Raw genomic sequence first — 17,851 nt, 5'->3', positions numbered from 1 at the left:
GCCCGTCGCCGGTAACGAAAAGTCTCGTCCCGCCAAAGCCCCTATCCTGACCCCATCGAGCCGCCCTGCCGAACAGGCGGCTCGCCCGTTTTTTTCTTGTTCTCGGCGCCCAGAGCCGCGCCGGAACATCGCCGGCGTTGACACACGCCGGTGCGTCAGGGGAGGTACAGCATGACTCTGTCCAGCAAAACTCTGTCCAGCAAACTCAGCGATCCGCGCCTGTTTCGCCAGTACGCCTACGTCGATGGCAAGTGGACCCATGGCGAGGGCGGCCGCGAGGAGGCCGTGTTCGACCCGGCCACCGGCGAGGCACTGGGGCACATTCCCTGGCTGGAGGCCCACCAGATCACCGCGGCGGTGGATGCCGCCGAGGCCGCCTTCGTGCACTGGCGTGCGCTGCGCGCCGACGAGCGCTGCGAGCGGCTGCTGGCCTGGTACGATCTGCTGCAAGCCCATCGCGAGGATCTCGCCACCCTCATGACCCTGGAGCAGGGCAAGCCGCTGCCCGACGCCCGCGGCGAGGTGGAGTACGGCGCCAGCTTCGTGCGCTGGTTCGCCGAGGAGGGCAAGCGCACCTTCGGCGAGACCATTCCCAGCCATATTCCCAACGCGGCACTGGGCACCATCAAGGAGCCGGTGGGCATCGCCGCGCTGATCACCCCCTGGAACTTCCCGCTGGCGATGATCACCCGCAAGGCCGCCGCCGCCATGGCCGCCGGCTGCACGGTGATCGTCAAGCCGGCCGGCGAGACGCCGTTCTCGGCGCTGGCGCTGGCGGAGCTCGCCGAGCGCGCCGGCATCCCGGCCGGGGTGTTCAACGTGGTGCTGGGCGAGCCTGCCGAGGTGTCGAAGATTCTGTGCGCCGAGGACCGGGTCAAGGCGCTCTCCTTCACCGGCTCCACCCGGGTCGGCCGGCTGCTGCTGGAGCAGTGCGCCAACACCGTCAAGCGGGTCTCGCTGGAACTCGGTGGCAACGCGCCGTTCATCGTCGGGCCGGACATGGATCCCAAGGAGGCGGCCTTCGCCGCGGTGGCGGCCAAGTTCCAGACCGCCGGTCAGGACTGCCTCGCCGCAGACCGCATCCTGGTCCACGAGTCGATCCACGACGCGTTCGTCGAGCACTTCGCCGAGCGCATGGCGGCGCTGACCGTGGGCAACGGCCTGGAGAGCGAGGTCGACCTGGGTCCGCTGATCCATCGCCAGGCGGTGGAGAAGGCCGCGGCCATCGTCGACGACGCCATCTCCAAGGGCGCCACCCTGGTGGCCGGCGATCAGAGCCAGGCCCCGGGCGAGAACTTCTTCATGCCGGTGCTGCTGACGGGCGTGACCCACGACATGAAGATCTGGCACGAGGAGAGCTTCGCCCCGGTGGCCGGCATCACCGCCTACGCCGACGATGACCAGGTCATCGAGATGGCCAACGACACCGAGTACGGCCTGGCGGCCTACCTCTATACCCACGACATCCGCCGCATCTGGAAGGTCCTGCGCGCCCTGGAGTTCGGGATGGTCTCGGTGAACTCGGTGAAGATGACCGGCCCGCCCGTGCCCTTCGGCGGCGTCAAGCACTCCGGCCTCGGCCGCGAGGGCGGGGTGACCGGTATCGACGAGTATCTGGAGACGAAGTATTACTGCCTGGGTGCCCTCGGCTCCGTGTCCGGGAGCTAGCTTCGCTCGCAGAGCTCCCAAGACTAGTGGTCTTGCTTAATTGATTTGAACCTTCTCCCCGGCGGGATGCTGGGGAGCACCAGAGAAGAGAGAACACGAGATGAACCAGCAGCACCAGGACCTGATCGACCGCGACCGCAAGGTGACCTTCCACGCCTCCACCCACCTGCGCGACTTCGCCCACGGCGATGCGCCGGGCCGCGTGATCACCGGCGGCCAGGGTATCCACATCGTCGACAAGGATGGCCGCGAGTTCATCGACGGCTTCGCCGGCCTCTACTGCGTCAACATCGGCTATGGCCGCACCGAGGTGGCCGAGGCCATCTACGAGCAGGCCCTGAAGATGTCCTACTACCATACCTATGTGGGACACGCCAACGAGCCGCAGATCGCCCTCTCCGAGAAGATCCTCGAGCTCGCCGGCACCGGCATGTCCAAGGTCTACTACGGCATGTCCGGCAGTGATGCCAACGAGACCCAGCTGAAGATCGTGCGCTACTACAACAACGTGCGCGGCCTGCCGCAGAAGAAGAAGGTGATCTCGCGGATGCGTGGCTACCACGGCTCCGGCATCGCCTCGGGCTCGCTGACCGGCCTCAAGGCGTTCCACGACCACTTCGACCTGCCCATCGACACCATCCGCCATACCGAGGCGCCGTTCTACTACCAGCGCGCCGCGGAGCTCGAGGGCATGAGCGAGCGGGAGTTCTCGAAGCACTGCGCGACCAGGCTCGAGGAAATGATCCTGGCCGAGGGGCCAGAGACCGTGGCCGCCTTCATCGGCGAGCCGGTGCTCGGCACCGGCGGCATCGTGCCGCCGCCGGAGGGCTACTGGGCCGAGATCCAGGCGGTGCTGGCCAGGTACGACGTGCTGCTGATCGCCGACGAAGTGGTGTGTGGCTTCGGGCGCATCGGCAGTGACTTCGGCAGCCACTTCTATGGCATCAAGCCCGACCTGATCACCGTGGCCAAGGGGCTGACCAGCGCCTACCAGCCGCTTTCCGGCGTGATCGTCGGCGATCGCGTGTGGCAGGTACTGGAGCAGGGCACCGGCGAGTACGGCCCGATCGGCCACGGCTGGACCTACTCCGGTCATGCCCTGGGCTGTGCCGCGGGGCTGGCCAACCTGGCGATCATCGAGCGCGAGGGGCTGACCCGCAATGCCGCCGAGACCGGCGCCTACCTGCAGCAGCAGATGCAGGCCGCCTTCGGTGATCACCCCATCGTTGGCAACGTGCGCGGCGTGGGCATGCTGGCGGCCCTGGAGTTCGCCGCCGACCCGAGCCGTCGTGGGGCCTTCGACCCGGCACTCAAGGTCGGTCCGCGCATCGCCGCGGCGGCGATGCAGGAGAACCTGATCGCCCGCGCCATGCCCCAGGGCGACATCCTGGGCTTCGCGCCACCGCTGACCACCAGCCGCGAGGAGGTCGACGAGATCGTCGACCGGGCTCGACGTGCCGTGGACGCGGTGCTCGACGAGCTGGTCCGCGAGGGGGCCGTCAAGGCAGTGGCGGACACGGTGGCCTGACGGTTTGCCCGACTCGGCCCTTCGGGAGGCCGTAACCCCTGAGCGTCGCCGCGGGCCTTCCCGCGGCGACGCCGTTGGCGTGGAGGAGAGGATGCACGATCACGGTGTCTCCCTGGAGGCGCTCTATCAGGCGCGCCGGCGCATCGCCGGCGAGGTGGTGCGCACGCCACTGGTGCGTTCGGCGGCGCTCTCGGCGCGCTTCGATGCCGAGATCCGGCTCAAGCTCGAGACCTGCCAGCCCACCGGCGCCTTCAAGCTGCGTGGCGCGGTCAACATGCTCGCCGCCTTGATCGAGGGCCGCGGCCGCGAGGCACTGGCGGCTGGGGTGGTGACGGCCTCCACCGGCAACCACGGCCGGGCGGTGGCGCACGCCGCCGCGCGCCTGGGCGTGCCGGCGGTGATCTGCCTGTCGCGGCTGGTGCCGGCCAACAAGGTGGCCGCCATCGAGGCGCTGGGTGCCGAGGCAAGGCGTGTCGGCGCCAGTCAGGACGCGGCCTTCGAGGAGGTCGAGCGGCTGGTGAACGAGCGGGGCATGACCCTGATCCCGCCCTTCGACGATCCCTTCATCGCGGCGGGGCAGGGCACCATCGGCCTGGAGCTGATGGAGGAGTGCCCGGACCTGGACAGGGTCATCGTCGGGCTCTCCGGCGGCGGCCTGCTGGGCGGTATCGGCGCGGCCGTCAAGGCGATTCGCCCCGCCTGCCGGGTCACCGGGGTGAGCCTGTCCCGTGGCGCGGCCATGTGGGAGAGCCTGAAGGCCGGCCATCCCGTGGCGGTGGAGGAGGTCGAGAGTCTGGGCGACTCCCTGGGCGGCGGCATCGGGCGCGACAACCGCTGCACCCTCAGCCTGGTGCGCGAGGTGATGGACGACCATCTCCAGGTCTCCGAGCGCGCCATCGCCGCGGCCATGGTCGATATCCTCGAGGACGAGAAACGGCTGGTGGAAGGCGCCGCCGCCGTGGGGCTGGCGGCCATCGCCGAGCATGGCCTGGACGTGCGCGGCCAGCGCGTGGCCCTGATCCTCTCTGGCAACGCGGTCTCGCTTTCGACCCTTGATCGGGCACGTGTCCTGGCCGGACGCTAAGCGTCGAGCCTCAACGGCCTGATGCTGGTCCTCTCCGCCAGGACCGGGCGGGTGGAGGCCGTGCTCTTCGACGAGGGCTATCTCACCCAGGTGCGCACGGAACTGGCCGGCGCCATTGTCGGCTTTGCCTTATCGCGGCTGGCGGGCGACTGATAGACCGGCTGGTTGTCCTGTTGCTTATGCCGCGCAGCAGGACAGTTGCTTGACATCCGTGGTGAAGGTGACTTCTCCACAGCGCTCTGTGTCTCGCCTGGGGCAGTGGAAAAGCGTGATCATGGAAAGGAATTCCCGACCGATATCGACAGAAGCATTAGGCACAGTGCGTCCTTTATCGGGGCACCGTCTAACTCGGACCAGAAATAGGAGGGGGAAGATGAATTGTACCAGGACATTGCTGCGAAGCCTGATGCACTTTGCCGCCATGGTCGAGGCGAGGGATCCGTATACGGGTGGTCATCTCTGGCGAGTTTCGCAGTTTGCTCACCTGCTGGCCGCCGAGGCCGATTTCGACGATCAACAGCAGGCCAGGATAGCATTGGGTGGGTTCTTGCATGACTTGGGCAAGATCGGCGTGCCCGACGGTATCCTGAACAAGGCCGGGCCATTGAATGAAGAGGAGTTCGCCATCATCAAGACCCACCCGGAGATCGGCCATCGTCTGCTGAGCCAGCACCCTTTGGCGCCGTTGGTCGATCTAGCGGTCCATGCCCACCATGAGCGTCCCGATGGATCCGGCTATCCGCAAGGACTCAAGGGCGAGGCGATTCCCCTGGTGGCACGTGTCGTGGGGATCGCGGATGCTTTCGATGCTATGACCAGCATGCGCTCCTATCGTGCCGGCATGCCTATCGCACAGGCCCTGGAGGTGATCCGCGATAATCTCGGGACTCAGTTCGACGCGAGGCTGGGCGAGCATTTCCTGGCGCTGGGCGAGGCGAGCTATCTCGAGCACGTAGTCGGCCACAGCGAACCGGGTATTCCCTTGCAGACATGCCCCGAGTGCGGGCCGATCATTGTCGTGATGTCTCGCCATGGGCATGGCGACCTGTTGTATTGCCCGCTGTGTGCCGCCGAGTTGGCGCTGCAACGCGACGACGGGAAACTGAGCATGACGCCGACCGGGCACCGGGGAACTCCTTCGCAGTTGGCACCGGAGGTCGATGGTGATTTGATCGCGCGGCTGGTCCAGACGGCGGAGCGGCTCTTGTCGACGCCTCTACGTGCGGGACTGCTGTCACGTCTCCGCACAAGGTTTGCGTTCTAGCCCGTCGCCCGGCAGAGTCGAGGCTGCGTTCGCCTAACCTGGCGCCTCTTTGCATCGGCATGTGTGCCAGGGTGAGATACGTCCTGTCATCGTCATGTCCCTAGCCAATCTGCAGTTCTGCCTTCATCGAGTCCCGGGAGGAAGCAAAGGCGGAGCCGACCAGGTAGGCCACCGTCAACGGACACACGCGACCTACGAACATCATGGCCTTGAGGTCATAGCGCCGATTGAAGCGATACTCGAATCGGCCAGGTAGCGTGGGGCATGCTGTCCGCGGATGGCATGGTACGTGCCATGACGTCACCTCCTATGCTGGATATAACCTCAGTATAGGGCAGGCTGGCGGGATGGTGGCTGGTCATGCCTCTCTTGAGTCCTCACCCACCAGGCGTCATGCTGCTGGCATCTGACTAATTTGACCCAAGGAGCTGAGAGGATGGCAACGGTACTGGCCTTCGATGTCTACGGAACCCTGATCGACACCCATGGCGTGGTCGCGGAACTCGAGCAGCGCCTCGCCGGGCAGGACCGTTCGGACCTGGCCCCGGAATTCTCGCGGCGCTGGCGCGACAAGCAGCTGGAGTACAGCTTCCGCCGCGGCCTGATGGGAGCCTACGTGGATTTTTCCCACTGCACGCGCGAGGCGCTGGAGTTCACCGACCGCGCCCTGCAGACGCGCTTCTCGGAGACCGACAAGGAGCACCTGATGGGCGTCTACGCCCGGCTGCCGGCCTTTCCCGAGGCCTCGGCGGCGCTGGATCGCCTCGCCGAGGCGGGGATCCGCTGCGTAGCCTTCTCCAACGGCAGCCGTGAGGCGGTCGAGGGGCTGCTGGTGCAGGCCGGGATCCGCGCGCGCTTCGAGACGGTGGTCAGCGTCGATGAGGTCAAGCGCTTCAAGCCCGACCCGGCGGTCTACGCCCACCTGCGCTACCGGCTGGAGAGCGAGCCGGGCGATACCTGGCTGATCTCCAGCAACGCCTTCGACGTGATCGGCGCCCGCCACGCCGGCCTGCATGCCGCCTGGGTGCGGCGCAGCCCGGATGCCCCCTTCGATCCCTGGGGCATCGATCCGGACCTCACCGTGCCCGACCTCGACGCCCTGGCCGAACGGCTGAGCTAGCAACGACAAGACGACGCCCCGCGGTCGGCCGCGGGGCGTTGTGGTAGGGGCTTCAGGCGGCAAGACTACTCGGCCAGCTCGCCGACGCTGACGGTGCCCCGGTCGGCCAGCTGCACCAGGTGATCGTCGTCACGGGTCCAGGCGGCCATGGAGCCGTCGTACATGGTGACGTTCTCCAGCCCACCGATTTCGCTGAGCTGGAACCAGCCGCTGGCGGCCCAGTGGCCGGTGTTGCAGAAGGCCACGGTGGGTGCCTCGTGGTCTAGGTCGAGTTCGTCGATGCGGGCCTTCAGCGATTCTGGCTGCAGGTAGTAGGCCCCGTCGTGCTCCTCGATGCTGCCATCATGGGGCAGGTTCACCGAGCCGGGGATGGTGCCCGGCACGCGGGCGGCGGGTGACTGGGTCTCGCCCCTGTAGAAGGCCGGCGGCCGGGCATCCACCAGCGTCGTCTCGTCGGCGTCACGTGCCGCTTCCACCTCCTCGGTGGTGGCCAGCAGCCGCTCCTGCAGCGTGGCCGAGAAATCGACCGCCTCGGGGTCGCTCGCCGTGCCGCTGGTGACCTCGAAGCCCTGCTGGTCCCAGCCGGCGAAGCCACCGTTGAGGATCGTCACTTCATCGTGCCCCAGCGCCTTAAAGGTCCAGTAGATGCGGGCGGCACTGCCGAAGTCGGTGGGGCCGGTGCCGGCCGGGACGACGACCACGGTGTCATTGTTGTCGATGCCCAGGCCACCGATGAGTTCCTCGAGGTCATCCACCGCGGGCATCAGGCCGGCGACGCCGTCGCGGTCCTCGCGCCAGCCGGCATTGGTATAGCTGCTGTAACGGCTGCCGGGGATGCGAGCCGCCTCGAAGCTCGCCCGGTCGCCGCCGTCATCGATGGCGGAGCGGACGTCAAGTACTACCAGGTCGTCGCTGCCCAACTGCTGGTCGAGCCACTCGGCCTCGACCAGCGGAGCGGGGTGCAGGGCATGGGCCGGACCAGCCAGGACCAGGGTGCCGGCGGCCATTAACAGGGTACGTTTCATGGGGCGTCCTCCATCATCAGGGATGACACGATGCTAGGCGTGCCCTTCCGGCAGGGCAATCTGGTGGCAAGAACCCTTTCTGACGAAATTATTCCATTGGTGCATAAAAAAACGGCGCCGTTATCTCCGGCGCCGATGTGAGGGGAATACGCTCAGCCCTTCCAGGCATGGCCGGCGAAGGCCTCGTCGAGTTCCGGGTGGTTGACGTGGTTGGCATAGTTGGAGAGCGTCTTGACCGCCAGGGCCAGCACGATCTGCAGCACCTGCTGCTCCTCGAAGCCGGCATCCAGGAACACCTTGACGTCTGCCTCGCCGGGCATGCCCCGGGTCTCGAACATGACCCGGGTGAACTCGGCGAGGGCCGCCAGGCGTTCGTCCGGAATCGGCTGGCCGTTGCGGATCGCTTCCAGCACGTCGGCAGGGACCTGGGACATCTTGTCGGCCAGCATGCTGTGGGCGGACATGCAGTAGCCGCAGCCGTTGAGGCGGCTGATGGTCAGGAAGACCACCTCCTGCTCGGGCGGTGCGAAGCCTGAGTCATTGCGGAACAGATCATAGCCGTGCAGGTAGGTGTCCAGCACGCCCGGTGCCTTGGCCATGCCCTCATACATGTTGGGCACGAAGCCCAGCTTGGCGTTGGCCTGCTCGAGCAGCGGCTTCGCCTTGGCATCGGCGTTGTCGAGGGTCTGGGGGGGAAGTTGCATCTGATAGTCGGCGGACATGGTATGTGCCTCCTTCGTGGTCGTGGGTGCTGCCATTGCGCCATTTATGGATCGATCGTTCCACAAATGGCGAGAAAAAGTAGTCATCAGCGTCGCAGGGCGTCCAGGAGCAGTTCTACCGCCTGTCCGGCCTGCTCGGTGTCCGCCCCGCTCTTCAAGAGGGTCCTGAGCCCGGCCATGCTCATCGTCAGGTAGCTGGCCAGAGCTGCTGCATCCCGTTCCGGGGCGATGTCACCCTCCACCTGGCCCCGCATCACTGCCTGCTGGAAGAGTGCCGTGATGGCGGCGATGCTCTGGCGGGCATGCTGCGAGGGCAGACCATCGTGCTGGCCCAGCTCGCTGGCGGAGTTGAAGATCAGGCAGCCTAGGGCAGCGCGATCACTGCCGGCTTCCTGTGCCGTCTCGCGGAACAGGGCCGCCAGGAAGGCCATGGCCGAAGATGCCGCCTCAAGGCGGCGACCCAGACTGCCCACCAGGGACTCACGGTAGCGCCTCAGGGATTCGAGGAACAGCTGTTCCTTGTTGCCGAAGGCCTGATAGAGGCTGCTGCGAGATAGGCGCATGGCCTCCAGCAGGTCCCGGGTCGAGGCGCTCTCGTAGCCTCGTGCCCAGAAGACCTGCATGGCGGCGTTGGCAGCCTCGTCCGGGCTGAATGCGATGGGGCGTCCTCGTGTCATGTCAGCCAATTTAGTATCGATCGTTCCATAATTCAAGGGGCGACAGATCTCACTCCACTTGCTATCGCTGTAAGGAGCGAGTCGCGGCGTCGACAAAGCAACCAGATACCATAATCAACAGTCGCACGATTACCATGGCCGACAGGAGATCCCGAGCATGACGGAGCAGCATTCGCCGACAAGGCGCTTCTGGCTGGGCGGTAAGCGCGCTGCCGAGCAGGACCGGTTCTTCCGTGAGGCCCTGGAACCCCTGGGCTGGCAGCTCGGCGACGAGCACGACTGGGACGCCGGCTGGATCACCGGCATGCCGGATGCTGCACAGTTCCGGCGTGTCTCGCCGACGCGCAAGATGAACCACTTCCCGGGCAATGCGGCGCTCACCGTCAAGAGCCGACTCCATGACAGCCTCGCCACCCTTCGCGAGCGCATGCGGGAGAGCCATGGGGCGGATCACGAGCTTGTCCGGCGGCTGGCGTTCTTTCCCCGAGCCTACGTGATGCCCGGTGACTACCATGCGCTGCAGGAGGCCGCCCAGGCCGACCCCGGGCAGCGCTGGATCCTCAAGCCCACCAATGCCTCCAAGGGTAAGGGCGTGCGGGTGCTGCAGGATGTCGCCGAGGCGCCTCTCGCGCGGGACTGGCTGGTACAGGAGTATGTGGCCAATCCCCATACCATTCGCGGCCACAAATATGTCCTGCGGCTCTATGTGCTGATCACCTCGCTTTCGCCGCTGCGCGTCTATCTCTATCGCCAGGGCTTCGCCAAGCTGGCCTCGGAGCCCTGGGATCCCGAGGATGCCGACAACCCCTACAGCCAGCTCACCAACCCGGACATCAATGCCCTGAACAGCCACGCCGAGGTGCCGGTGGAGTTTATCGACCTGGAGCGATACCGGGCCTGGTTGAGAGATCAGGGGCACGACGACGAGGCCCTCTTCGCGCGCATCGAGGACCTGGTGGCGCTCACTGTGATCTCCGCCGTGGACGCCATGCGCGCTCGCACCGCCGAGGCCGGCGCTGATCCCCGTGGCTGCTACGAGCTGCTGGGACTCGACTGCCTGGTGGACGACTCCCTCAAACCGTGGATCCTGGAGTGCAACCTTAGCCCCTCGCTGGGCATCTGTGCCGACCCGGAGACGGGGGGTCGCGTCGAGGAGGCCGTCAAGGGCGGGCTGGTGCATGACATGGTCGCGCTGGTCGATCTCCCCGGACGGGCCCTGTCCGAGGCCGGCACTGCCGCTCAGGAACCGGATGTCACCCCGCAGCTGGTCGCCGAGGCAGAGGCCGAGCAGGCACGCGCCGGCGGCTTCCTGTGGCTGTTGCCGGCCGTGGACCCCGAGCGCTACCTGCCCTACTTCGCCTTGCCCACCCCGGCCGATCTCCGGCTGGCCGAGGCCCTGACGGGGCGACCCCTGCCGCCCCTACGGTTGCAGCGGCGCCACGTGGCGGAACTGGTCGACGAGGAGCGTCTCGCCCTCTATGACACGCGCAGTGGTCGCTACTACCGGCCCAACGACACGGCCTCCCTGACCTGGCTGCTGGCGACCGAGGGGCTGGACCCCGATGCCATCGCCGAAGAGCTGGCGCGCGCCACCTCCGAGGCGGGAGCACCGGCACAGATCTCGGCGCTGCGGGACGATGTGTGGAACACCCTGCGCGACTGGTGCCGTGCCGGCCTGCTCTGTCAGCAAGGCACCACGCCGGTAGCGTCGCCGGAGGCGCGTGAGGTCCCTGACCAGGCGCCACTCTCACTGACGGGGCGGGCCATGAGGCTCCAACTGGACTGGGCCCTGGACGTGGCCAGTGGCCCTGCCATGGCGCGGTTGGCGACATGGTTCGGCGAGCGGCTCTCGCCGCTTGACGCCGAGGCGGCGCGCCGGCTGCCGCGGCTGGCGGTACTGCAGGAGTCCGGCGGCTATGCCCTGGCCACCGATGACCGGCTGTTGGCATCGCGGCTAACGCTTGCGCAGCTGGGTCCGGTATTGACATCGCACCTGATTCGCCAGGCCACGATGCCCGGCCGCCCGGTGGTCGACGCGGCCCTGTTGGTCACACCGCAGGGCTGCGGGGTGCTCTGCCTGCTCCCCGATGGGGAGGAGAGCCGCGCCCTGCTGCAGCGGCTGCGGGAAGCATCGGGCGGTATGTTGACGCGCGGCGTACGGCTGGACCTCTCGGATCCGAGCATCGCCGACCCCCTGGACTTTCCCCTGCCGGGCGTCGCCGGAGCCTCGAGCGGGTTGCCCGCTACCGTGGCTCTCCGCGGTATGCTGCTGCCGGCCAAGACGTCTGCCGACCAGGCTCTTGCCCCGGTTGCCATGCTGGAGGTGCTTGGCGATCTGCTGCCGAATTGCCTGACCGTTGATGGCCAGGCGCTGGATGCCCAGAGCGTGACGGTTCTAGGCGACTGGCTCTCCACCCTGGTCTTGAGTGCGGTGAGGGCGGGGCCAGATGCGCCGGATGCCGCGTCACTGATCCAATGGCTGGATACGCGGGTAGACCCCACCCCTTCGGTCGATCGTCTCGCCATGGCGAGACGATGACAGGAGCACGAGCATACGGTGATGCCTTCCGGCATCACCGATGAAGATGTCGGCCCCTGGCCGGCGTCAAGACAACACGACATGTCCGGCATGTCGCCCAATCTGTATCAAGGAGATCATGATTATGACACTGCAAGACGAAAAGCGCCGTAGCCTGCTGAGTCGCCTCAGCCGTCAGCTGGGCTACACGGCGCCGGCGCTCGCCTTGGTCGCCAGCGGCGCTGCGTTCCAGGCCGTGGCCAGCGAGACGTCCCCCGATCTGAGCTATACCAATGGCCAGGAGGCTCCCCTGATGCTTGCCGAGGCCCACGCCGAAGGTGGCGCCGAGGCCGAAGGTGAAGCAGAAGGCGAAGCGGAAGGCGAGGGTGAAGCAGAAGGTGAGGGCGAAGGGGAGGGGTGAGCCCTTCCTTCCCTACCAGCGGGAAACCAGGTCCGTCACCACGGTGGCGGTCTGGTTTCTTCCCCTCTGCCGCCTCACAGCGATCCCATAACGTAACCCATAACGTAACCCAAAGCGGAACTCACAGGACACCCCGTCATGACATCACGCCACTCCCGGCCGTCTCCCGACACCGCGCGTCTCGTCGAGGAAAACCGGCTGACCCTTGCCCAGCTGAAGGACATGGTCGGGTCCCTTTCACCCGACATCTATCAGCAGGCGTTCGGCGAACACGGGCGCCACACCCTGGGCAAGCATGTGCGTCACATCATCGATCATTACGATGCCCTCCTCGAGGGGCTCGACCGAGGAGGGGAGGTCATCGACTACGAACAGCGCCGACGCGACGAGGCCCTCGAGCAATGGCCGCAGCAAGCGGCGAGTCATCTGGTCGGCATCGAGTCAAGGCTGTCGGTGCTGGGCGGCGAGCCGTCGTCGGCCGCGCTGACCCTGGCCTATCCCCTGGATGAGGAGAGGCTCTCCCTGGCGTCAAGCCTGGACCGAGAGCTTGCCTTCCTGACCAGTCACAGCATTCATCACATGGCGATCATTGCCCTGCTGGCCGAGCAGTCGGGTATCCACCTGCCCGAGACCTTCGGGGTGCATCCCTCTACGCTTCGACACTGGCAGCGGGCGTCTGAGGAGCAGGTGCCGCTCTCACCACTTTCGCGGAGGAGTGCCTGATGATGCGCATGATACTGGCGACCTGGCTGCTGGTGCTGGTCGTGGCGGCCCCCGTGAGTGCCGAACCCCGTTGGCCCGACCAGGGCTGGCAGGTCACGCCCACCTCGCTTTCCTACGACAACCTGCTGGAGGCTCTGCAGGAGGCGGTCGAGGCCGAGGGCATGTTCGTGGTCACCGAGGCAGGGCCCACCGTGGCCGCTGCGAACCGGGGGATCACCATCCCCGGCAACCGGGTCGTCGGCGTGTTTCGCAACGACTATGCGGTTCGGATCCTGCGGCTGAGCGTCCCGGCGATGATCGAAGCCCCCATGCGCTTCTATGTCACCGAAAATGACGACGGCAGTGCCACCCTCTCCTGGAAGACACCGACTCACTTGCTCGAACCCTACGTGGACACGGCCGGCGAGGAACTGGAAACAGTGGGCCGCGAGCTCGACACCCTGTTCGCTGCCATTGCAAAGCGTGCCACCGAGGAATCGGAGTGACTGCATCGAGCGTCACCTCAGGCACTTGAGGCGCTGACCCGTCGCAACAACCCCCACCCCCGTTTGGTCAACTGCGGCCGCTCCTCCGGGACGGTCATGCCGGCGAGTCGGCCATATCCTTCAGCGGTAATTGCGCCATCGCATTTTCATCTCCTGACCCCGAGCCAGGACGATCGGACGCTTGCCCCGGTCCGTCCGACTTCTTTGCGTAAGGACATACCGATCCCGGCGACCGAGTGGCGGCGTGTCATGTCAGGAACGTGGAATCCACCATGGAGTATCGAGGAGGAAAGATGACTAAGACGTTGAGCCTGCTGTTGTTAAGGGTATCACTGGGCGGATTGTTGCTGGTCTGGGGGGTGAACAAGATCGTCAATACCGATTACAGCCAGGCCATTGTCGACAACTTCTATTTCGGATTTCTATCGGTCGAGGCCCTGCTGCCACTAGCGGGTGCCGGCCAAATGCTGGTTGGCCTGCTGGTCGTCATCGGTCTGGCACGCCGCTGGACCTATCCGCTGCAGCTGCTACTGAACGGTGCGTCGCTGGTAGCCGTCAGTGCCTCGGTCATTGATCCCTGGGGATGGTACCTTGAGGGTACCAATGCCTTGTTCTACCCCTCCTTGATCATCTTCGCCGCGAGTCTCTTGGCGATGGCCTTCCGTGAAGAGGATCGGCTGTCCCTGGATGCCGCCAGGCAGCGCCCGGGCCCGGTCAGCTGGGAAGCACGTCGTCACTGTAGCTGATGAGTGGCGATACCCGGCCATTGGTCGAGTATCGCCGTCCGGGTTCAGGGACAGTCGGGCGGCTCGGGACTCGCGGAGAAGGCCAAGTGGGTGAACCAGGCCGTGGCATCCACCCCGGCATTGTCGCCATCGCTCATGAGGGCGAGGCCATTGATGTGGTCCGGGCGGCTCCCGAAGAGTCGCTGATAGTCCTCGCGGATATCCCGCACTTCCGCCACCCATTCTCCTACGCGGGCCTCGCCACTCTGCAGGGCCATCAGCTGGGCGCGTGAGGTAAAGGCATTGGGCCAGTCCGATCCTGCTGGCTGGCTCGAGGCCCACACATAGTTCACCGACTCGACCTGCCAGGGGAGCAGCCCCGTCTTGCGGGCCACATAGACCCTGGCAGGGTAGTCGTCCCCTGACTTTTGTGTCTCATCGAGACCCTCATGAATCCCCGATACCTGCCAGCACCACTGCAGGTAGGGCGTCTCGATAAGGTCGACCTCGCGTTCCAGGTATTTCGCCGAGGCCTGTTGCCGGGCGCTGGCCTGGAGGAGTCGCATGCCCTCCCGCGCGATGACCCGGTACTCGGTCTCGCCCTCGAAGCTGCGTGTCGGCCAGGCGAGTATATCGTCCGGCGAGAACGTCAGGTCACCCGCTGCGATGACAGGTTCTGCCACCAGGGTCGTCAATGTCATCAGACACCAGGGGATAAGGGATCGGCTCATCGGGTAGATTACTCCATTCATTGCCGTGGATAGGGGGTGTTTTACGTCGAATCGTTCTTAAGGATGCAGTGGTCCAACGGGAGCGAACACCCCGGACCTGATCCCTCAGGCCCGGGTTTCTTGCCTTGTGCTGGGGTCTTGGCCATCCTGACAGGATATTCGCTGGACAGAGGGAGGAGATACCATGCGCAAGACGCTGACTGGGACGGCCATGGCTATGTTCATGGTTATACCGCTGGTAGTGCAGGCGGAAGAGCACGGGGTGATGCACCTGCAGTCGAGCGACGATATCCAGCGTGTCGAGGAGCGGCTTCGTGAGGCTATCGAGGACAAGGGACTGACCCTGATGACCGTTGTCGATCACACCGCTAATGCGGAGGGCGTGGGGCTCTCGTTGCCGGCGACCCGTACCTTCATCTTCGGCAATCCGCAGGTGGGTACGCCGATGATGCAGTGCCAAGGAAGCATGGCGCTGGACCTGCCCCAGAAGATAGTAGTACGGGAGACCGACGAGGGCGTCAGGCTAGAGTGGAATTCGCCACACTACCTGGCCGAGCGCCACTCCCTGGAGGAGTGCGACCTGCCACTGGACAAGGTCGCCGGTGTACTAGAGGGCGTGGCAAACGCTGCCGTAGGCCAGTGAGATCACGGCTGTGAAGGAGTGGCAGGCCTTCAGTGTCCGTCATCGTCCTGCTCGGCGTCATGTTCCGGGCCGAATCGCCTGCCGGCCTCATGAAGCAGCGTGAACTGTCTGTCGCATTCTCTACAGGCGCCGCACATGGAAAGGTGTAACCTCAGGGACACCCGTTCCTGGAAGGTGAGAGGGCGGTCCTGCCTGAGGGACATAAGCCGGGTCGCCTCCTTGCACATCATCATGCCGTTTCCTCCTTCAGCCAGCCCTTCTCGATGCAGGCCCTGAGTCGCAGCCGGGCGCGATGCAGTATCACCCAGCAGTTGTTTTCCTTGATGTCCAGCTCCCGGCAGATATCGTCGGTGGAGAGCCCCATCAGCTCGCGCAGGGAAAATACCCTAGCGGCGTTGTCCGGCAGGGCGATCATGCAGGCATCGAAGACCTGCCAGAAGTTTTCGGTCTCGAAGGCTGCCTCGGGTTCTCCCCAGCTGGAGGGGCGAGCACTCTCCTGCCAGCGGCCATTCTGCTGGAATTGCCGGTCGATGGCGTCGTCATCGTCCTCATCCTCGAGAGGCTGCCATCTTCTATGACGTTTCTGGACGCGCATGGCGTCGAGGATCTTGTACTTGAGGATGCCGAAGACCCAGGTCTCGTAGCCGGATCGCCCAGCGAAGCTTTCATTCTTTTCGATGGCGGACATCATGGCCTCCTGTACGGCATCCTCGGCCTGGCTCCGATCACGCAAGTGCATGAGAGCAAAGGAGACCAGACGTGGCCTGACAGCCGTAAGTCTTTGTAATCTATCTTCTTTTCCGTTCATCTAAGAGACCCTCGTTCCCTGTGCCGATGCTTGGACCAGATTCAGGCAAAGTCTAGCAGTTGGTATCAGCCAGGGTATAGGGTCTCTCGATTGAGTCGTTCAAGCCAGACTTTCCTTACAGGATGCTCAGGGTTATCGACAGGAATTATAGCGTCTACGATATCAGTGATATCAGAAAGTCTGATGATTTATCTGTGTATCGTCTCCGAAACTTGATGCGGGAAGGGCGGCGTTTTGGCAAGAAGATTGCGATGGATTTGCTGGTTTTTTTGATGAGGTTTGCCCACTCTTGACAGGAATGTCATCTCGATCTGCAGGGGAGACATGAGGCGATATCAAGGCGCACTGCCACACCGATGTATGGGTCGGGAAGGCCATGTCATCGGCAACAGCCTCCCGGCACCGTGATCAGGTCGAGATGATTCGACAGTCGGTCAAGGTCCTCGGGCCGGTCCACATCCCAGAGCCGGGCGGGGCAGGCCAGCTGCCAGCCCAGCCCATCGGTGCGGTCGCGCGTCTGTGCCATGACGCGGTTCGTGCCCCAGTCGATGGCAGTGAAGAGGCGGCGGTCGTTCCGTCGGACCCCGACCAGCGCATAGCCGCCATCCTCGACCGGCAGGAAGACGGCATCGGCGTCCGTCAGGGCCGCCTGGCAACGCCAGAGCAGGGGCGGGGTAAGCGCGGGACAGTCGCTGCCGATCAGCACTCCCGGTGCGTCCATGGCCTGCAGGGCCACGTATATGCGCTCCCCCAGGTCGCCTTCTGGCTGGGCGCGAAGCCTCAGGCCATGCCGATCGGCTAGTTCCCGGAACATGGGATGGGCGTGATCCAGTGCCGTCCAAAGGGTGATGTACTGCGGCGAGGTCGCCGCAAGGGCCGTAGCCACCGCATGGCGCAGCAGTCGCTCGTGCAGCCGACAGGCGCCCTCGGCGCCCAGGACCGGCATCAGACGCGTCTTCACCTGTCCGGGAATCGGTGCCTTGGTCAGTATCGCTAAGGGAAAGGAGCCGTGAGCGTCAGCGGACATGGTGATACGCCCGGGCCAGGTCATCCGCCGCCGCGCCTCGCCAGTAGCACCAGCGCAGTCGCCACATCAGGCGGATGGTGGTCCAGGCGCCCTGTTGGTCCCAGCGCCGGCCACTGCTGGTCACCTTCTCCGTCAAACAGGTCGGTGGCGATTGCCGCTTGAGTCGCCGCGACATCTCGATGTCCTCCATCAGCGGCTGGTCGGGAAAGCCACCCGCGGCGACAAAGGCCTCGCGGGTCATGAACAGCCCCTGGTCGCCGGTGGCGATGTCCGTCAGACGCGAGCGCAGGTTCATGGCGCCGGCGATGACCGGCAGCAGCGGATGCCTCCCTTCCAGACGGACATCGAATCGGCCCCACACGCATTGGCCTGACAGGGCCGTCTCGACCGACAGGTCGGCGCGCGGGGGGAGTCGCGTGTCAGCATGCAGGAACAGCAGGTGATGTCCGCGGGCCTCGCCAGCCCCGGCATTCATCTGACGGGCTCGGCCGGGCGCTCGGACGATCACTGTTGATGCCAGAGGGCGTGCCCGGGCCACCGTATCGTCGAGGCTACCCCCGTCTACGACCACTACCTCTACGCCGTCGGCCTCCCATGGCGTCAGTCGGGTCAGCAGCTCCTCGATGGTGGCCGCTTCATCCAGTGTCGGAATGATGATGCTGAGCCTCGGTATGTCCGTCAT

The 17,851-nt window shown here is 65.4% G+C and carries 20 protein-coding genes and 1 pseudogene; 12 read left to right on the top strand and 9 right to left on the bottom strand.

Going from position 1 to position 17,851, the window contains the following annotated elements; genetic code table 11:
* Window positions 1–171: 171 nt before the first annotated feature.
* The 5 genes from OP497_RS09345 to OP497_RS09325 all read left to right on the top strand — a co-directional run bounded on the left by OP497_RS09345 (window position 172) and on the right by OP497_RS09325 (window position 5,544).
* Window positions 172–1,668, top strand: a complete 1,497-nt coding sequence (locus OP497_RS09345; RefSeq protein ID WP_280547932.1) for an NAD-dependent succinate-semialdehyde dehydrogenase — start codon at window positions 172–174, stop codon at window positions 1,666–1,668.
* A 100-nt stretch (window positions 1,669–1,768) separates the two neighbouring features.
* Window positions 1,769–3,196 (top strand): aspartate aminotransferase family protein, encoded by a 1,428-nt coding sequence (locus OP497_RS09340; RefSeq protein WP_280547931.1) that lies wholly within the window; start codon window positions 1,769–1,771, stop codon window positions 3,194–3,196.
* A gap of 91 nt (window positions 3,197–3,287) precedes the next feature.
* Window positions 3,288–4,280, top strand: a complete 993-nt coding sequence (gene eutB, locus OP497_RS09335) for a hydroxyectoine utilization dehydratase EutB (RefSeq protein ID WP_280547930.1) — start codon at window positions 3,288–3,290, stop codon at window positions 4,278–4,280.
* 21 nt (window positions 4,281–4,301) lie between these two features.
* Window positions 4,302–4,433: a hypothetical protein gene (locus tag OP497_RS09330; protein ID WP_280547929.1), complete on the top strand. Its 132-nt coding sequence runs from the start codon at window positions 4,302–4,304 to the stop codon at window positions 4,431–4,433.
* A 220-nt stretch (window positions 4,434–4,653) separates the two neighbouring features.
* Entirely contained in the window at window positions 4,654–5,544 is an 891-nt protein-coding gene (locus OP497_RS09325) for an HD-GYP domain-containing protein (protein ID WP_280547928.1), read from the top strand.
* 199 nt (window positions 5,545–5,743) lie between these two features.
* On the opposite strand, the pseudogene OP497_RS09320 reads toward OP497_RS09325, so the two are convergent.
* Window positions 5,744–5,838: pseudogene (locus OP497_RS09320) on the bottom strand (IS1595 family transposase); the annotation flags it as partial.
* Between the two features lie 142 nt (window positions 5,839–5,980).
* On the opposite strand from OP497_RS09320, the gene OP497_RS09315 reads away from it, so the two are divergent.
* Window positions 5,981–6,664 carry a haloacid dehalogenase type II gene (locus tag OP497_RS09315; RefSeq protein ID WP_280547927.1) on the top strand — a complete coding sequence of 228 codons (684 nt, stop codon included), beginning with the start codon at window positions 5,981–5,983 and terminating at the stop codon, window positions 6,662–6,664.
* Window positions 6,665–6,729: 65 nt separating this feature from the next.
* Here OP497_RS09315 and OP497_RS09310 read toward each other — a convergent pair whose 3' ends face one another.
* The 3 genes from OP497_RS09310 to OP497_RS09300 form a co-directional block, all read right to left on the bottom strand.
* A complete protein-coding gene (locus OP497_RS09310; RefSeq protein WP_280547926.1) occupies window positions 6,730–7,689 on the bottom strand; it encodes a sulfurtransferase in 960 nt (319 codons plus the stop codon).
* A gap of 152 nt (window positions 7,690–7,841) precedes the next feature.
* Window positions 7,842–8,411: a carboxymuconolactone decarboxylase family protein gene (locus OP497_RS09305; RefSeq protein WP_280547925.1), complete on the bottom strand. Its 570-nt coding sequence runs from the start codon at window positions 8,409–8,411 to the stop codon at window positions 7,842–7,844.
* 86 nt (window positions 8,412–8,497) lie between these two features.
* On the bottom strand, window positions 8,498–9,088 hold the full coding sequence (locus OP497_RS09300) for a TetR/AcrR family transcriptional regulator (protein WP_280547924.1): 591 nt from the start codon (window positions 9,086–9,088) through the stop codon (window positions 8,498–8,500).
* A gap of 157 nt (window positions 9,089–9,245) precedes the next feature.
* On the opposite strand from OP497_RS09300, the gene OP497_RS09295 reads away from it, so the two are divergent.
* From OP497_RS09295 to OP497_RS09275, 5 genes are all read left to right on the top strand, one after another.
* On the top strand, window positions 9,246–11,627 hold the full coding sequence (locus OP497_RS09295) for a PqqD family peptide modification chaperone (RefSeq protein WP_280547923.1): 2,382 nt from the start codon (window positions 9,246–9,248) through the stop codon (window positions 11,625–11,627).
* Window positions 11,628–11,751: 124 nt separating this feature from the next.
* The gene (locus tag OP497_RS09290) at window positions 11,752–12,027 is read left to right on the top strand and encodes a hypothetical protein (RefSeq protein ID WP_280547922.1); all 276 of its coding nucleotides are present in this window, start codon (window positions 11,752–11,754) and stop codon (window positions 12,025–12,027) included.
* A 138-nt stretch (window positions 12,028–12,165) separates the two neighbouring features.
* Window positions 12,166–12,750 (top strand): DinB family protein, encoded by a 585-nt coding sequence (locus OP497_RS09285; RefSeq protein ID WP_280547921.1) that lies wholly within the window; start codon window positions 12,166–12,168, stop codon window positions 12,748–12,750.
* On the top strand, window positions 12,750–13,235 hold the full coding sequence (locus OP497_RS09280) for a DUF302 domain-containing protein (RefSeq protein WP_280547920.1): 486 nt from the start codon (window positions 12,750–12,752) through the stop codon (window positions 13,233–13,235). The genes OP497_RS09285 and OP497_RS09280 overlap by 1 nt, the downstream gene beginning before the upstream one ends.
* A 293-nt stretch (window positions 13,236–13,528) precedes the next feature.
* On the top strand, window positions 13,529–13,981 hold the full coding sequence (locus OP497_RS09275) for a DoxX family protein (RefSeq protein ID WP_280547919.1): 453 nt from the start codon (window positions 13,529–13,531) through the stop codon (window positions 13,979–13,981).
* A 44-nt stretch (window positions 13,982–14,025) separates the two neighbouring features.
* Here the strand turns inward: OP497_RS09275 and OP497_RS09270 are convergent, their stop codons facing one another.
* Entirely contained in the window at window positions 14,026–14,691 is a 666-nt protein-coding gene (locus OP497_RS09270) for a DUF3047 domain-containing protein (protein ID WP_280547918.1), read from the bottom strand.
* Between the two features lie 184 nt (window positions 14,692–14,875).
* On the opposite strand from OP497_RS09270, the gene OP497_RS09265 reads away from it, so the two are divergent.
* Entirely contained in the window at window positions 14,876–15,334 is a 459-nt protein-coding gene (locus OP497_RS09265) for a DUF302 domain-containing protein (RefSeq protein WP_280547917.1), read from the top strand.
* A 29-nt stretch (window positions 15,335–15,363) separates the two neighbouring features.
* On the opposite strand, the gene OP497_RS09260 is transcribed toward OP497_RS09265, so the two are convergent.
* From OP497_RS09260 to OP497_RS09245, 4 genes are all read right to left on the bottom strand, one after another.
* Complete coding sequence (locus tag OP497_RS09260) at window positions 15,364–15,561, bottom strand: zf-HC2 domain-containing protein (protein ID WP_280547972.1); 198 nt, start codon at window positions 15,559–15,561, stop codon at window positions 15,364–15,366.
* Window positions 15,562–15,563: 2 nt separating this feature from the next.
* The gene (locus OP497_RS09255; protein ID WP_280547916.1) at window positions 15,564–16,142 is read right to left on the bottom strand and encodes a sigma-70 family RNA polymerase sigma factor; all 579 of its coding nucleotides are present in this window, start codon (window positions 16,140–16,142) and stop codon (window positions 15,564–15,566) included.
* 379 nt (window positions 16,143–16,521) lie between these two features.
* A complete protein-coding gene (locus OP497_RS09250) occupies window positions 16,522–17,169 on the bottom strand; it encodes a TIGR04282 family arsenosugar biosynthesis glycosyltransferase (protein WP_280547915.1) in 648 nt (215 codons plus the stop codon).
* Window positions 17,159–17,851 (bottom strand): TIGR04283 family arsenosugar biosynthesis glycosyltransferase, encoded by a 693-nt coding sequence (locus OP497_RS09245; protein ID WP_280547914.1) that lies wholly within the window; start codon window positions 17,849–17,851, stop codon window positions 17,159–17,161. The genes OP497_RS09250 and OP497_RS09245 overlap by 11 nt, the downstream gene beginning before the upstream one ends.

This window comes from Halomonas sp. 11-S5, assembly GCF_029889825.1.
Taxonomy (GTDB): domain Bacteria; phylum Pseudomonadota; class Gammaproteobacteria; order Pseudomonadales; family Halomonadaceae; genus Halomonas.
This window is presented reverse-complemented; position numbering and strand designations above follow the sequence as displayed.

Coding starts and splice junctions, on each gene's coding strand:
- OP497_RS09295 (WP_280547923.1), top strand. CDS start 9,246: ATGACGGAGCAGCATTCGCCGACAAGGCGCTTCTGGCTGGGCGGTAAG.
- OP497_RS09245 (WP_280547914.1), bottom strand. CDS start 17,851: ATGACGGACATACCGAGGCTCAGCATCATCATTCCGACACTGGATGAA.
- OP497_RS09310 (WP_280547926.1), bottom strand. CDS start 7,689: ATGAAACGTACCCTGTTAATGGCCGCCGGCACCCTGGTCCTGGCTGGT.
- OP497_RS09265 (WP_280547917.1), top strand. CDS start 14,876: ATGCGCAAGACGCTGACTGGGACGGCCATGGCTATGTTCATGGTTATA.
- OP497_RS09285 (WP_280547921.1), top strand. CDS start 12,166: ATGACATCACGCCACTCCCGGCCGTCTCCCGACACCGCGCGTCTCGTC.
- OP497_RS09275 (WP_280547919.1), top strand. CDS start 13,529: ATGACTAAGACGTTGAGCCTGCTGTTGTTAAGGGTATCACTGGGCGGA.
- OP497_RS09315 (WP_280547927.1), top strand. CDS start 5,981: ATGGCAACGGTACTGGCCTTCGATGTCTACGGAACCCTGATCGACACC.
- OP497_RS09250 (WP_280547915.1), bottom strand. CDS start 17,169: ATGTCCGCTGACGCTCACGGCTCCTTTCCCTTAGCGATACTGACCAAG.
- OP497_RS09270 (WP_280547918.1), bottom strand. CDS start 14,691: ATGAGCCGATCCCTTATCCCCTGGTGTCTGATGACATTGACGACCCTG.
- OP497_RS09340 (WP_280547931.1), top strand. CDS start 1,769: ATGAACCAGCAGCACCAGGACCTGATCGACCGCGACCGCAAGGTGACC.
- OP497_RS09300 (WP_280547924.1), bottom strand. CDS start 9,088: ATGACACGAGGACGCCCCATCGCATTCAGCCCGGACGAGGCTGCCAAC.
- OP497_RS09345 (WP_280547932.1), top strand. CDS start 172: ATGACTCTGTCCAGCAAAACTCTGTCCAGCAAACTCAGCGATCCGCGC.
- OP497_RS09255 (WP_280547916.1), bottom strand. CDS start 16,142: ATGAACGGAAAAGAAGATAGATTACAAAGACTTACGGCTGTCAGGCCA.
- OP497_RS09290 (WP_280547922.1), top strand. CDS start 11,752: ATGACACTGCAAGACGAAAAGCGCCGTAGCCTGCTGAGTCGCCTCAGC.
- OP497_RS09325 (WP_280547928.1), top strand. CDS start 4,654: ATGAATTGTACCAGGACATTGCTGCGAAGCCTGATGCACTTTGCCGCC.
- OP497_RS09330 (WP_280547929.1), top strand. CDS start 4,302: ATGCTGGTCCTCTCCGCCAGGACCGGGCGGGTGGAGGCCGTGCTCTTC.
- OP497_RS09305 (WP_280547925.1), bottom strand. CDS start 8,411: ATGTCCGCCGACTATCAGATGCAACTTCCCCCCCAGACCCTCGACAAC.
- OP497_RS09260 (WP_280547972.1), bottom strand. CDS start 15,561: ATGTGCAAGGAGGCGACCCGGCTTATGTCCCTCAGGCAGGACCGCCCT.
- OP497_RS09280 (WP_280547920.1), top strand. CDS start 12,750: ATGATGCGCATGATACTGGCGACCTGGCTGCTGGTGCTGGTCGTGGCG.
- eutB (WP_280547930.1), top strand. CDS start 3,288: ATGCACGATCACGGTGTCTCCCTGGAGGCGCTCTATCAGGCGCGCCGG.